12 protein-coding genes and 2 pseudogenes are annotated in these 13,694 nt (G+C 40.5%); 11 read left to right on the top strand and 3 right to left on the bottom strand.

The genetic code is table 11. The features are described 5' to 3' along the window. Window positions 1–50: 50 nt before the first annotated feature. Complete coding sequence (locus tag ACQY1X_RS16690) at window positions 51–521, bottom strand: DUF29 domain-containing protein (RefSeq protein ID WP_430013176.1); 471 nt, start codon at window positions 519–521, stop codon at window positions 51–53. A 276-nt stretch (window positions 522–797) separates the two neighbouring features. On the opposite strand from ACQY1X_RS16690, the gene ACQY1X_RS16685 reads away from it, so the two are divergent. From ACQY1X_RS16685 to ACQY1X_RS16645, 9 genes and pseudogenes are all read left to right on the top strand, one after another. Beyond that, on the top strand, window positions 798–1,427 hold the full coding sequence (locus ACQY1X_RS16685; RefSeq protein WP_430013175.1) for a Uma2 family endonuclease: 630 nt from the start codon (window positions 798–800) through the stop codon (window positions 1,425–1,427). A gap of 21 nt (window positions 1,428–1,448) precedes the next feature. Further along, window positions 1,449–2,120, top strand: coding sequence for a Uma2 family endonuclease (locus ACQY1X_RS16680; protein ID WP_430013174.1), 672 nt, complete (start codon window positions 1,449–1,451; stop codon window positions 2,118–2,120). A 21-nt stretch (window positions 2,121–2,141) separates the two neighbouring features. After that, window positions 2,142–2,918: a Uma2 family endonuclease gene (locus ACQY1X_RS16675; RefSeq protein ID WP_430013173.1), complete on the top strand. Its 777-nt coding sequence runs from the start codon at window positions 2,142–2,144 to the stop codon at window positions 2,916–2,918. A gap of 116 nt (window positions 2,919–3,034) precedes the next feature. After that, window positions 3,035–4,459, top strand: coding sequence for a carotenoid oxygenase family protein (locus ACQY1X_RS16670; protein WP_103112331.1), 1,425 nt, complete (start codon window positions 3,035–3,037; stop codon window positions 4,457–4,459). Between the two features lie 45 nt (window positions 4,460–4,504). Then, window positions 4,505–4,570, top strand: a pseudogene (locus ACQY1X_RS16665) (DUF4351 domain-containing protein); the annotation flags it as partial. A 156-nt stretch (window positions 4,571–4,726) separates the two neighbouring features. Next, window positions 4,727–5,755 (top strand): DUF4351 domain-containing protein, encoded by a 1,029-nt coding sequence (locus tag ACQY1X_RS16660; RefSeq protein WP_016514578.1) that lies wholly within the window; start codon window positions 4,727–4,729, stop codon window positions 5,753–5,755. Window positions 5,756–5,805: 50 nt separating this feature from the next. Further along, window positions 5,806–6,768: a hypothetical protein gene (locus ACQY1X_RS16655; protein WP_430013172.1), complete on the top strand. Its 963-nt coding sequence runs from the start codon at window positions 5,806–5,808 to the stop codon at window positions 6,766–6,768. Window positions 6,769–6,789: 21 nt separating this feature from the next. Further along, window positions 6,790–6,927: a hypothetical protein gene (locus ACQY1X_RS16650; protein WP_316577663.1), complete on the top strand. Its 138-nt coding sequence runs from the start codon at window positions 6,790–6,792 to the stop codon at window positions 6,925–6,927. Between the two features lie 40 nt (window positions 6,928–6,967). Beyond that, window positions 6,968–7,459, top strand: coding sequence for a hypothetical protein (locus tag ACQY1X_RS16645; protein ID WP_430014905.1), 492 nt, complete (start codon window positions 6,968–6,970; stop codon window positions 7,457–7,459). A gap of 217 nt (window positions 7,460–7,676) precedes the next feature. Here the strand turns inward: ACQY1X_RS16645 and ACQY1X_RS16640 are convergent, their stop codons facing one another. Continuing rightward, window positions 7,677–8,720 (bottom strand): IS630 family transposase, encoded by a 1,044-nt coding sequence (locus tag ACQY1X_RS16640; RefSeq protein ID WP_069474877.1) that lies wholly within the window; start codon window positions 8,718–8,720, stop codon window positions 7,677–7,679. A gap of 103 nt (window positions 8,721–8,823) precedes the next feature. Here ACQY1X_RS16640 and ACQY1X_RS16635 point away from each other — a divergent pair, with 103 nt between their 5' ends. Continuing rightward, a complete protein-coding gene (locus ACQY1X_RS16635; RefSeq protein WP_430013170.1) occupies window positions 8,824–12,000 on the top strand; it encodes an ELWxxDGT repeat protein in 3,177 nt (1,058 codons plus the stop codon). Between the two features lie 176 nt (window positions 12,001–12,176). Here the strand turns inward: ACQY1X_RS16635 and tumA are convergent, their stop codons facing one another. After that, window positions 12,177–12,407, bottom strand: coding sequence for an antitoxin TumA (tumA, locus tag ACQY1X_RS16630; RefSeq protein WP_002755114.1), 231 nt, complete (start codon window positions 12,405–12,407; stop codon window positions 12,177–12,179). A 238-nt stretch (window positions 12,408–12,645) separates the two neighbouring features. On the opposite strand from tumA, the pseudogene ACQY1X_RS16625 reads away from it, so the two are divergent. Then, window positions 12,646–13,635 (top strand): annotated as a pseudogene (locus tag ACQY1X_RS16625) (TIGR03032 family protein); the annotation flags it as partial. Window positions 13,636–13,694 lie beyond the last annotated feature (59 nt).

Below are 13,694 nucleotides of genomic sequence, written 5' to 3'. Positions count from 1 at the left end.
GGTTATATTCGCTGATAATCCTAATCTTTTTGCGGGGATATGACTGCAATTTATGGACGGGTTTCCAAAAAAGGTTCGATATCGATCGGGAACCAGTCCCCGTCTAATACCTGTTGGAGAGTGAATATAAACTCTAGGGGAATCACGTTTTTATCGACGATTCTGGCGTTAATCAGGGATTTTCTGGCGGTTAAATAGGCTTTTTCCCAAGAATCGCGGGCATGGTTGACGAGGGTGGCACTATCTATTTTTTGTTCTAATTGCGATCGGAAAGCTGCGATCTCCACTATCCAGTGACGGGCATTCCGTTCTTTTTCCGATTCCCAATAGGATAGTTTGAGCAAGTGTTCGATTAAAACGGTTAATAAACTCGTTATTGCCTGTCTCTCGCTTTTTCCCATGCACTCCACTTCCTCGATCAGGTTTTCCCAGTCCACCAGGTCAAACTCTTTTCGCTTTAACAGTTCGGCGGTTTTTTCTGTCCAGAGAACAAAATCTTCCTCGTAGAGAGCGGTCATCATAGATTTCTCATCCCGACTGGGAGCGCGGGGTAATGGCTCGATTATAACTCTCGATCGCTATCCTGGATCAGCTTCTAGTGCGGGGAATTTTTGTCAAGTTAGAGATTTATGCCCTATCACAAGTTGTTCTTTTTGTCAAAAAAACTTTTTCTTTTTAACAAAAGTACACAAACATTTTGATCAATCTTATTGGCGATGTTATTTTGGGACTAGAGGGGAAAGATAACCTCACTGCTAGAATTTAATTTTCAAACAAATAACCTCAGAGTATAAATTATGACCTTTACACCAGCTATTGATCCAGATATTGAATACCCCGATAGTGACGGTAAACCCATGGCTGATAATACCGAACAATACGAATGGATCGTGAAAATCAAAGAAAATCTTGAGATTCTCTTTGCTAATTCTCCTAACGTTTTTATTGCGGGGGATCTCCTCTGGTATCCTGTCCAAGATAAAAAAATTACCGGACCGGTTGCTCCCGATGTTATGGTAGTATTTGGTCGTCCGAAAGGAAGACGGGGTTCCTATAAACAATGGCAAGAAGATAACATTGCTCCTCAAGTGGTCTTTGAAATTCTCTCCCCTTCTAATAGCTTAGAAGAAATGGAGCGAAAACTACTGTTTTATCAACGTTATGGAGTGGAAGAATACTATCTCTATGATCCCGATTCTCATAATTTTCAAGGATGGTTGAGACAGGAAGGACTATTAAGTTCTATCCCTGAGATTAAGGGATGGGTTAGTCCTCGGTTAAATATCCGATTTGAATTGAGAGAAGATGGGTTAGAAATTTATAGTTTAGATGGTCAGAAATTTTTAAGTTCTATCGAGTTATCTCAAAAAGCTGAACGTTTAGCCGAATATATCCGTTCTCTAGGAATTGATCCCGATACTTTATGAATATTTAAAGGAGCAGAAATTATGACCTTTACACCAGCTATTGATCCAGATATTGAATACCCCGACAGTGACGGTAAACCCATGGCTGATAATACCGAACAATACGAATGGATCGTGAAAATCAAAGAAAATCTTGAGATTCTCTTTGCTAATTCTCCTAACGTTTTTATTGCGGGAGATCTGCTCTGGTATCCCGTCCAAGATAAGAAAATTACCGGACCGGTTGCTCCCGATGTTATGGTAGTATTTGGTCGTCCGAAAGGAAGACGGGGTTCCTATAAACAATGGCAAGAAGATAACATTGCTCCTCAAGTGGTCTTTGAAATTCTCTCCCCTTCTAATAGCTTAGAAGAAATGGAGCGAAAACTACTGTTTTATCAACGTTATGGAGTGGAAGAATACTATCTTTATGATCCCGATTCTCATAATTTTCAAGGATGGTTGAGACAGGAAGGACTATTAAGTTCTATACCTGAGATTAAGGGATGGGTTAGTCCTCGGTTAAGTATCCGATTTGATTTGAGAGAAGATGGGTTAGAAATTTATAGTTTAGATGGTCAGAAATTTTTAACTTCTCTTGAGTTATCTCAAAAAGCTGAAGAAGCAAGTTTACAATTAGAACAAGAGCGTCTTAAAGCTGAACGTTTAGCTGAATATATCCGTTCTCTAGGAATTGATCCCGATACTTTATGAATATTTAAAGGAGTATAAATTATGACCTTTACACCAGCTATTGATCCAGATATTGAATACCCCGACAGTGACGGTAAACCCATGGCTGATAACACCGAACAATACGAATGGATCGTGAAAATTAAAGAAAATCTTGAGATTCTCTTTGCTAATTCTCCTAACGTTTTTATTGCGGGAGATCTGCTCTGGTATCCTGTCCAAGATAAGAAAATTACTGGACCGGTTGCTCCCGATGTTATGGTAGTATTTGGTCGTCCGAAAGGAAGACGGGGTTCCTATAAACAATGGCAAGAAGATAACATTGCTCCTCAAGTGGTCTTTGAAATTCTCTCCCCTTCTAATAGCTTAGAAGAAATGGAGCGAAAACTACTGTTTTATCAACGTTATGGAGTGGAAGAATACTATCTTTATGATCCCGATTCTCATAATTTTCAAGGATGGTTGAGACAGGAAGGACTATTAAGTTCTATACCTGAGATTAAGGGATGGGTTAGTCCTCGGTTAAGTATCCGATTTGATTTGAGAGAAGATGGGTTAGAAATTTATAGTTTAGATGGTCAGAAATTTTTAACTTCTCTTGAGTTATCTCAAAGGTTAGAACAAGAGCGTCTTAAAGCTGAAGAAGCAAGTTTACAATTGGAACAAGAGCGTCTTAAAGCTGAAGAAGCAAGTTTACAATTGGAACAAGAGCGTCTTAAAGCTGAAGAAGCAAGTTTACAATTAGAACAAGAGCATCTTAAAGCTGAACGTTTAGCCGAATATATCCGTTCTCTGGGAATTGATCCCGATACTTTATAATGATATAATTTATCGGTTGTGACGAATACTAATTAACTGGTAAACTGCCGAAATTATTGTCATTGAACCTAGTCTAGGGCTATACTCAACTATGTAATTACTAAAAAAGCAAATCTATGAAAGCTTGGGCAAAATCTTTAGAAAAACCAGCAGTGGAATTTTCTGAAACGCAATTAACCTTACTATCGGGGAAAATTCCCGACGGATTGCGGGGGAGTCTCTATCGCAATGGTCCGGGGAGATTAGAAAGAGGTAAGCAAAAAGTTGGTCATTGGTTTGACGGAGATGGGGCAGTTTTAGCTGTACATTTTCATGATAATGGAGCCAGTGCCACCTATCGTTATGTTCAGACTGCTGGTTATCAGCAAGAAAGTACCGCTAATCAATATTTATTTCCTAATTATGGCATGAATGCCCCCAGCTTCTTTTGGAATAATTGGGGAAAAGAGGTAAAAAATGCCGCTAACACCTCGGTGTTAGCTTTACCCGATAAATTATTAGCTCTCTGGGAAGGGGGTTTTCCCCATAAATTAGATTTACAATCTTTAGAAACCCTAGGTTTAGATAATTTATCTAGGTTACAAGCAAAGGAAACTTTTTCCGCTCATCCTAAGCTAGATTTGTCCAGAGGAGAGATTTTTAATTTCGGGGTGACAATCAGTGCCAAAGTTAGTTTAAATCTCTATAAGTCTGACTCCACTGGTCAAATTATCCACAAAAAAACTTTTGATTTAGATAGATTGTCTCTGCTGCATGACTTTGTTTTAGCAGGACAGTATTTGGTCTTTTTCGTTCCACCGATAAAAGCGGATAAATTATTGATACTGTTGGGATTTAAAACTTTTAGTGATGCCATGCAGTGGCAGCCAAAATTAGGAACAAGAATACTAATTTTTGAGCGAGATTCTCTGGAATTAGTCAGTGAAAGTGTTACCGATTCATGGTTTCAATGGCACTTTGCTAATGGTTGTGTGAATGAGCAAGGCAATCTTGAAATTGTTTTTGTCCGTTATGATGACTTTAAAACTAATCAATTTTTAAAAGAAGTTCCCACGGGTAAAACCGAAACCTTAGCCATTGGAAAATTGGCAAGTATTACTATTAATCCCCTATCAGCAAAAGTGATTAATCAGGAAATTCTCTCGGATTTAAGCTGTGATTTTCCAGTGGTTTCCCCGCAACTGGTGGGACAAAAATGGCAAAATACTTTTTTAGCTGTCCATCGTCCTGATAGCGATATTCGTCGGGAAATTATCGGACTTCCTGCTTGTTATAATCACTCCACAGGTAAGTTAACTATTGCTTATCTGGAAAATAACTGTTATGGCAGTGAACCGATTTTTGTCTCCGATGGTTTATCTCCAGAGACAGGATGGTTAATCGTCGTGGTTTACGACGGCAATAATCACAGCAGCCAAGTGAGAATCTATGACAGTCAGCAGTTAGAAAAAGAACCCCTTTGCTGTCTGCAATTACCCAGTGTTATCCCTCCCAGTTTTCATGGTACTTGGCAAGAAAAATCAGAAAAAGGCGCTATTTAGAAAACGGGTTTCTTTGAGAAACCCGTTTTCTGGACTTGTGAGAGAGAAGCTTTATTCGATTTCTCTACGGTTGAAGATTTAATCAATTGGTTAAATACTTTAACTGCTTAGTTCTTACGACTGCCTCAAGACGGAGTTATCGAAAACTTTTTTTCGATCTGGCTTTTATGTGTTATAATATCTACCAGAATTAGACTACTTTCCCCATAATGCCATGTTCTTTGAACTGTTGACTGTACCCATCGAAGCGATCACAGACACATTTACATGACTAACAATATTGACCATGATCGCTTATTTAAGGAGTTAATCTCCACCTTTTTTGTAGAATTTATCGAGTTATTTTTTCCTCAATTGATGGATTATTTAGATAGGGACTCGATTACTTTTTTAGACAAAGAAGTATTTACCGATGTCACGGAAGGAGAAAGGTATGAAAGCGATTTAGTCGCACAAGTTAAGTTTAGAGGAAAAGAATCTTTTTTTCTGATTCATCTGGAGGCGCAGGAAAGTTCCCGCAAGTGGTTTAATCGGCGAATGTTTACTTATTTTGCTCGCTTTCATGAGAAATTTGTCTTACCGATTTATCCGATTGTAATTTTTTCTTATTCAAAGCCAAAAAGAGAAGCGATTAGTCAATATGTAGTCGATTTTCCCGATTTTAAGGTATTAGAATTTAACTATCAAGTAGTGCAGTTAAATCAATTAAATTGGCGAGATTTTCTTAATCAACCGAATCCGGTTGCTTCAGCTTTGATGGCGAAGATGAACATTGCCGAGAAAGAGCGAGCCAAGGTAAAAGCGGAATGTCTGCGCTTGTTAATTACTTTAAGGTTAAATCCTGCGAAAATGCAATTAATTTCTGGATTTATTGATACATATCTCAATCTAAATCCGGTGGAAGAGAGACAATTTCAAGAAGAGATTAGCACATTTAGTCAACCCGTACAGGAGGGAGTCATGCAAATTACCACCAGTTGGATGCGTCAAGGTATTGAACTAGGTATCGAACAAGGTATTGAACTAGGTATCGAACAAGGTATCGAACAAGGTATCGAACAAGGTATCGAACAAGGTATCGAACAAGGTATTGAACGCGGTATCGAACAAGGTATTGAACGGGAAAAGACATTGATTCTTCGTCAACTTAAACGCAAGTTAGGGGAGATTAATCCTTCATTAGAAACTAAAATCATGGAGTTAAGTATTGATGATGTCGAAGCATTAGCAGAAGCTTTATTCGATTTCTCTACAGTTAAAGATTTAATCAATTGGTTAAATACTTTAACTGCTTAGTTTTGAGGTTAGCGTTCACCTTCTGACAACAACCCACTAAAATTGTCATAATGAAACAGACAACCGCTAATTATGATGAACCTTGGAAAGAAGCTTTAACCGAGTATTTTGAGGCGTTTTTACATTTCTTCTTTCCTGAAGTTCACCAATTGATTGATTGGACAAAAACTCCCGAATCCCTAGAAAAAGAACTTAAACGGATTACCGCTTCAGCAAAGACAAAAAAACGTTTCGCTGACAAACTCTATAAAGTCTGGTTACTCAGGGGTGAAGAAGTCTGGATTTTGATTCATATTGAAATTCAAAGTCAATACGAAGAAAATTTTCCTCAGAGGATGTATATTTATAACTATCGGGCCTTTGATTTGTATCAGAAACCAGTTATCAGTCTCGCTATATTAGGAGATGAACGAGTAAATTGGCGACCAGATTCTTATAATTATACTATCGCTGGTTGTGAAGTGAGTCTGAAATTCCCAACGGTTAAATTACTGGACTATGAGGAAAGCTGGTCAGAACTAGAAGCAAGTAGTAATCCTTTTGCTATAATAGTGATGGCACACCTGAAAACAAAAGCGACTACTGGGAAGCTGCCAGAACGGGAACAGTGGAAGTGGAGGTTAATCAGGGGATTATATGAAAAGGAGTTCGAGAGAGAACAGATAATTAAACTGTTTGAAATCATCGACAATATGATGACTTTATCCTCTGAATTGCAGTCAAGTTTAGAGAGTAAAATTAAACAATTTGAGGAGGAAAGAACCATGCCTTTAATGAGTAATATGGAGTTACGAGGAATAGAACGCGGTAAGGAAATTGGTAAGGAAATTGGAGCGTTAGAAAATGCTCGTAACTATGTTAAAACGGTGCTGAAAATGCGATTGGGTGACATTCCAATAGAAATTGAGCAAGCTGTTGATAAAATTTCTGTATTATCGATTTTAGACGAGTTACTGAAATCGGCATTAACCGTTAATTCTTTTGATGAGTTGCATCAACTTTTAGAACAATAGTCTCAGTAATTTTCTTCTCCAATGAACCCAGCAACTGCCAATTATGATGAACCTTGGAAAGAAGCTTTAACCGAGTATTTTGAGGCGTTTTTACATTTCTTCTTTCCTGAAGTTCACCAACTAATCAGTTATCAGTTATCAGTTATCAGTTATCAGTGACTAATTGGAAGCAAGTAGCAATCCCTTTGCTATAATCGTCATGGCACACCTGAAAACAAAAGCGACTACTGGGAAGCTGCCAGAACGGGAACAGTGGAAGTGGAGGTTAATCAGGGGATTATATGAAAAGGAGTTCGAGAGAGAACAGATAATTAAACTGTTTGAAATCATCGACAATATGATGACTTTATCCTCTGAATTGCAGTCAAGTTTAGAGAGTAAAATTAAACAATTTGAGGAGGAAAGAACCATGCCTTTAATGAGTAATATGGAGTTACGAGGAATAGAACGCGGTAAGGAAATAGGCAAGGAAATTGGTAAGGAAATTGGCAAGGAAATTGGGGCTTTACAAAAAAGCCGTGATGACATCAAAACAGTTTTAACTGTGCGGTTTGGCGAGATTTCTTCAGAAATTGAAGAGATAATCGGCAAAATGACTAACCCTACTATCTTAGAAGAGCTACTAAAATTAGCAGCTACCGCTAATTCTCTCGCAGAATTTAAGCAGTCTTTGGCAAAAATCCAATCCTAGAACTTCTTTAGAAAACGGGTTTCTTTGAGAGATACCGACCTCGACGGCACTCAATCGGTGTGGATGGTGCCTTCTTTAGGGGCTTAATTGTTTAATTTTTACTCTTTATTCAGGAAAAAATCATGTCAACTCCTTTTTTAGTTAAGGATATCAATCCCAGCAATCTAACGGTGGTGGGTAATACCCTCTACTTCAGCGCCGCTGACGGCGTTATACTTTAGACGTTCATAATCTGAGATTTATTAAACTTCTGAAATCTTAGAGTCAGCAAGGAATCCAGTTCTTTTTTATGTTTCAGATGGGCATCATTCAGACATTCATAAATGGCTGAAGAAAAGTCAGAAAAGTTTTCATAATATTTACCATGTAAACATTTCTTTTTGACAAATTTCCACAGCCTTTCAATTAAATTTAGATTAGGCGAATAAGACGGCAGATAGAGTAGCTCTATTGACAAAGAAAGAGCCAATTCTTCAACAATTTTACATTTCTGATAGCGGGCATTATCTAAGACTAGAGTGATGGGAATCATTAGTCCTAAAGCAGCTATTTTTTCAAGAAGTTCACAGACTTGAGTTGCCGTAATATAAGTGTCATTAGTAACTAGAATAACTTCATGAGTTATTGCATTTAATGCTCCTAAAACATTGAAGCGTTTACGCCCGCTCGGTGACTTAACAAAAAGTCTCTCAAAACACCAAACAAAACCGAGAAATGCTCCCATGACGAAGTGAGCGGCATCAACAAAAAAAACAGCCCTTTTTCCTTCTTTAGCCTCATTTAGTCTGGGTTCTAGCTTTTTTTCTTTGTAGTCTTCTTGTTCATCTGGGTCAGCTTTAGAAGGAAGAGAACCTATTTTTAAACATTTCATTCCCAAGGATTTTAAGAATTTCCTCACTTGGGTAGGACTTCGTTTTATCCCTGTCAATTCTTCTATTCTATATACAGCTTCATTTATTGTGGCTGGTGGATTTTTCTCGAAATATTTTTTGAGTGTTTCTCTTTGAGACTCTAATTCACTTTTAGGGCGATAGAAGTTGATTTCTTTTAATTTTTCTATTCCGCCCTCTTGATAATCTCGAAGATAGGTTAATAAGGTATTTGGCGAGATTCCTGCTAACTGACAAATTTTTTTGTGCGGTATCTTTTGGCTTTTTAACCAGAGAACTTCCATCTTCAGTTGAACCCGGGGATGAGGATGATGAAATCTTTCATAATACAGTGAGTTCTTTTCTTCTTCCGTGAATTCTAGGTTAATCATGTTTTTAATGAGTGCTTTGCTTCTAATTATGACTCTTGAACTATATTATTGTCTTTGAGTAAAAAATGCAAGTTATAACCGTGCAAAGTATAACGGCACTGAATTGTGGAAAAGCGACGGTACGGCGCTGGGTACGGTTCTGGTCAAGGACATCCGCCCTGGTTCCTCTAGCTCCTCGCCAGGCAGTCTTACAGTAGTGGGCAACACCTTGTACTTTACCTCTGATGACGGGGTGAACGGTAAGGAATTATGGAAGAGCGACGGCACGGCGGCGGGTACGGTTCTGGTCAAGGACATCCGCCCCGGCTCCTCTAGCTCCGGTGGCGTTATCACTGGTGGCTTGAGTTCCAACCCCCGCAATCTAACAGCGGTGGGCAATACCCTGTACTTCAATGCCTTTGACGACGTTAACGGTGAGGAATTGTGGAAAAGCGACGGCACAGCGGCCGGTACAGTTCTGGTAGCCGACATCGGCCCTGGTTCCAATGGCTCTGGCCCCCGCAATCTGACGGCGGTGGGCAATACCCTGTACTTCACTGCCTTTGACGACGTTAACGGTGAGGAATTGTGGAAAAGCGACGGCACAGCGGCCGGTACAGTTCGGGTCAAAGATATCCGCCCTGGTTCCTACGGCTCCAACATCCGCTTTCCGACAGCAGTAGGCAATACCCTCTTTTTCACTGCCGATAACGGCGTAAATGGTCGGGAATTGTGGAAGAGCGACGGCACGGCGGCCGGTACGGTTTTGGTCAAAGATATCGCCCCCGGTTCGTCCAACCCAAGCTATCTGACGGCGGTGGGTAACACAGTGTTCTTCAGCGCCAATGACGGCGGCGGTTACGGCGGCGTTAACGGTAGAGAATTGTGGAAAAGCGACGGCACAGCGGCGGGTACGGTTCTGGTCAAAGATATCGGCGTTTCTCACCCCTATATCCCTGGCACTTACCCCAACAATCTAACGGCAGTAGGCAATACCCTGTTCTTCACTGCCTCTGACAGCGTGAACGGTGAGGAATTGTGGAAAAGTGACGGCACAGCGGCCGGCACGGTTTTGGTCAAAGATATCCGCCCTGGTTACTCTAGCTCCCTCCCCCGCTATCTAACGGCAGTGGGCAATACCCTGTACTTCACTGCCTTTGACGACGTTAACGGTAAGGAATTGTGGAAAAGCGACGGCACGGCGGCCGGTACAGTTCTGGTAGCCGACATCCGCCCTGGTTCCAATGGCTCTAACCCCCGCAATTTGAGGGTAGTGGGCAGCACCCTGTACTTCAGCGCCAATGACGGCGTTAACGGTTATGACTTGTGGGCTTTAAATGTGGGTACGCCCGCAGTTCCCACCCTCGCTATTGCCGCCACCAGTGCCAATCAAACCGAGGGCAATAGTGGCAGTAAAGCCTTTACCTTCACCGTCACTCGTGCGGTTAATACCACGGGAAGCAATAACGTCAACTGGGCAGTTACCGGCAGCGGCAGCAATCCTGCCAATGCCACTGATTTTGTCGGGGGAGTGTTACCCAGTGGGGTAGTGAGTTTTACGACGGGGGAAATCAGTAAGGTGATTACTGTTGACGTTCAGGGAGATACAACAGTAGAACCGAACGAAAACTTTACCGTTACCCTCTCCAATGCCACCAACGGCGCTACTATTACTACCGCTACTGCCACCGGAGCCATTCAAAATGATGATACCAGTGTCACCCTGGCGGTTTCTCCCGCAAGCGTAACTGAAGACGGGACAAGTAATCTGGTTTATACCTTCACTCGTAGTGGAGTAACAACAAGTGCTTTGACAGTCAATTACAGTATTGGGGGGACTGCGACTCTCAATACCGATTACACTCGCAGCGGGACTAACAATACTGTCACCTTCGCAGCTAATGCTACTACTGCTACCGTAATCGTTGACCCCACTGCTGATACTACAGTGGAAAACAATGAAACGGTCGCCTTAACTCTTACTTCGGGGACTGGTTATACAATAGGTACACCAACCGCAGTGACGGGGACGATTAATAATGATGATACCAATGTTACTCTTGCGGTCTCTCCTGGAAGTGTTACCGAAGACGGGACAAATAATCTGGTTTATACTTTCACCCGTAGCGGAGTAACAAGTAATGCTTTAACAGTCAATTACACCCTCGGAGGGACAGCGACTTTAAATACCGACTACACTCGTACAGGGACTACCAATACAGTCACCTTTGTTGCTGGTTCATCCACTGCTACCGTAACCGTTGACCCCACTGCTGACACAATAGTAGAAAGTAACGAAACTGTTATTTTAACTCTTGCTGCGGGGACAGGTTATACAATAGGTACACCAACCGCAGTGACGGGGACAATTACCAATGACGACTTTTCCCAACTCTCCATCAACGACATCATTACTGTTGTCGAAGGTAAAAATAGTAATGCAGTTCTCACCGTCACTGTAAATAATCCCAATCCACAACAAATTAGTGTTAATTATGCTACTGCACCCATTGATGCTAATGCTAATGTAGATTACACTAGCCAGACAGGAACTCTCATCATTCCCGCTAATGCTTCTACTGCTACTATTACCATTCCCATTCTCAATGATGACCTTAATGAACCGGATGAAGTCTTTGCAGTAACCTTGTCAAATGCGACTAATGCTATCATTAATCCTGATGAAGAAACAGCAGGAGTTATCATTACTGATACTTGGCAAAGCATTCTCACTCGTACTTTACCTAACGGTGTCGAAAACCTCAAACTAATTGGCACTAATAATATTAACGGTACGGGTAACAATAACAACAATACTATTACCGGAAATAGTGGCAATAATCAAATCAATGGTGCTAATGGTGCTGATATTCTAACCGGTGGTCCAGGTGCAGATACTTTTATCTTCCAATTTGGACAATCTACCATATCCGCCAGCGATCGTATCACAGATTTTGCCATCAATACTGATAAAATTGACTTATTAACTCAAGGTGGACTCGCCACCAATGCACCGATTAGTTTCAGTCGTGCTGCTAATAGCACTGTCACCACTTTACAGAATTTAGTCAATCAGGTATTTACTGATGCCAATGGAGCCACTACGGGTAATCAAGAATTAGCGGTTAATAGTGCCGCCTTAGTGCAGGTAACAACTGGTGCGATAGCCGGAACTTACCTCGTTATTAATGATAGCGCGGCTGGCTTCCAATCCAGCAATGATTTATTAATAAATATCACCGGATTTACTGGGACTTTACCTGCTTTAGAAAGCATTCCAGTGACTAATTTCTTTGTTTAATTAACTAGGCGTAGGGTGCGTATTTGCGGCTATCAATTCCGTCAAAAAACCAAAATTAACAAGCCGCCGTAACGCACTACCTCTATCATTAAATTGGTGCGTTACGCTATCGCGCTTCACACCCTACTGGCTGCACAATTGCTTGCTCTACTTGATTGAGGTAATCAGATAAAAGTTTAAGCAGCATGATTTAATATTTGTTCTAATTCTTGACGCAAAGCAAGGTAATGACGATAATCGTTTGCCGATTCTATAAATATTATATCATCTGACAATGTTCCCTGATTGTATTGGTTATAAAAATCTTCGGAATCCATTTTATGTTGGTTCTCATAAACGCTAAGTCGCTTGGCAACAGCAATCAAAGCATCTAAAGATGATGTATATTGAATGGTCTGTTTACGCATTTTTCTTTTACCCCAAAATAATGATATTTTGATTATAAACGATCGCGCTCAAACAAAAACATAAATCGTAGTGGACTGACACACCTAATTTAGGTGTAGGGTGCGTATTTGCGGCCATCAATTCGGTCAAAAAACCAAAATTAACAAGCCGCCGTAACGCACCACCTCTATCATTAAATTGGTGCGTTATGCTATCGCGCTTCACACCCTACTGGCTAATCTTTGTGTCTTTGTGGTTATGATGAATCAATCAAATCCCAATACTAATCAATCTATCCCCGTAGAGATAATTGCTTCCCGTAATTTCATTGATTGGTTAGAGTCTCAGCAGATTAGTCTGGCTTTTACTACCTATCAAAGTTCTCGACTGATGTTTTTAGGAGTTAACCCCCACAGGGGGATGTCGGGATTTGAGCGGATATTTGACCGCGCCATGGGTTTATATACTACCCCAGAAAGGATTTATCTTAGTTCCCGCTATCAAATCTGGCAACTAGATAATGTGCTATCATCCGAACAGCTTTATAATGGTTACGATAAACTTTATATCCCCCGCATTAGTTATACTACTGGGGATTTAGATATTCACGATTTGGCAATAGAAAATCTCTCTGAAAGAATTATATTTATCAGTACGATGTTAAATTGTCTGGCGACAGTCAGCGATCGCCATAGTTGTATTCCCCTATGGAAACCATCGTTTATTTCCGCTTTAGTCAATGAAGATCGTTGTCATCTCAATGGTTTAGCTTTGGTAGATGGGAAGGCGCGTTATGTTACCGCTTGTAGTCAATCAGATGTGGTGGATGGGTGGAGAGACAGAAGACAAACTGGCGGTTGTGTCATTGATATTCAGTCTAATGAAGTGATTGCTACTGGTTTATCTATGCCTCATTCTCCCCGATTTTATCAGGGTAAGTTATGGTTATTAAATGCGGGTACGGGTTACTTTGGTTATATTGATCAAAATAAGGGCATTTTTGAGCCTGTTACTTTTTGTCCTGGTTTTCTGCGTGGTTTAGCATTTGTCGGAAATTATGCCATTGTTGGATTATCTAAAAATCGTGGGGTAGATAAGACTTTTTCGGGGTTAATCTTAGATGATAATTTAATGGCTAAAGAAGCAGAACCTCGCTGTGGTCTGCTAATTATTGATTTGAAAACAGGTGAAGTTGTTCACTGGATACGCTTAGAAGGTGAAGTGACTGAACTTTATGATATACAAATCTTATACCATTTCTCTAAATGAAAACTACACATCGAATTTAAGTCACCCTTTTTAAGGGG

Source organism: Microcystis protocystis FBCC-A270 (genome assembly GCF_050500235.1).
GTDB lineage: Bacteria > Cyanobacteriota > Cyanobacteriia > Cyanobacteriales > Microcystaceae > Microcystis > Microcystis ichthyoblabe_A.
Note: the sequence above shows the minus strand (reverse complement) of the source record. Positions and strands in the feature narration are given on the sequence as shown.

Excerpts from the sequence above, each read along its gene's own strand:
- ACQY1X_RS16660 (WP_016514578.1), top strand. The coding sequence starts at position 4,727 with ATGACTAACAATATTGACCATGATCGCTTATTTAAGGAGTTAATCTCC.
- ACQY1X_RS16685 (WP_430013175.1), top strand. The coding sequence starts at position 798 with ATGACCTTTACACCAGCTATTGATCCAGATATTGAATACCCCGATAGT.
- ACQY1X_RS16690 (WP_430013176.1), bottom strand. The coding sequence starts at position 521 with ATGATGACCGCTCTCTACGAGGAAGATTTTGTTCTCTGGACAGAAAAA.
- ACQY1X_RS16640 (WP_069474877.1), bottom strand. The coding sequence starts at position 8,720 with ATGATTAACCTAGAATTCACGGAAGAAGAAAAGAACTCACTGTATTAT.
- ACQY1X_RS16645 (WP_430014905.1), top strand. The coding sequence starts at position 6,968 with ATGGCACACCTGAAAACAAAAGCGACTACTGGGAAGCTGCCAGAACGG.
- tumA (WP_002755114.1), bottom strand. The coding sequence starts at position 12,407 with ATGCGTAAACAGACCATTCAATATACATCATCTTTAGATGCTTTGATT.
- ACQY1X_RS16650 (WP_316577663.1), top strand. The coding sequence starts at position 6,790 with ATGAACCCAGCAACTGCCAATTATGATGAACCTTGGAAAGAAGCTTTA.
- ACQY1X_RS16670 (WP_103112331.1), top strand. The coding sequence starts at position 3,035 with ATGAAAGCTTGGGCAAAATCTTTAGAAAAACCAGCAGTGGAATTTTCT.
- ACQY1X_RS16680 (WP_430013174.1), top strand. The coding sequence starts at position 1,449 with ATGACCTTTACACCAGCTATTGATCCAGATATTGAATACCCCGACAGT.
- ACQY1X_RS16675 (WP_430013173.1), top strand. The coding sequence starts at position 2,142 with ATGACCTTTACACCAGCTATTGATCCAGATATTGAATACCCCGACAGT.
- ACQY1X_RS16655 (WP_430013172.1), top strand. The coding sequence starts at position 5,806 with ATGAAACAGACAACCGCTAATTATGATGAACCTTGGAAAGAAGCTTTA.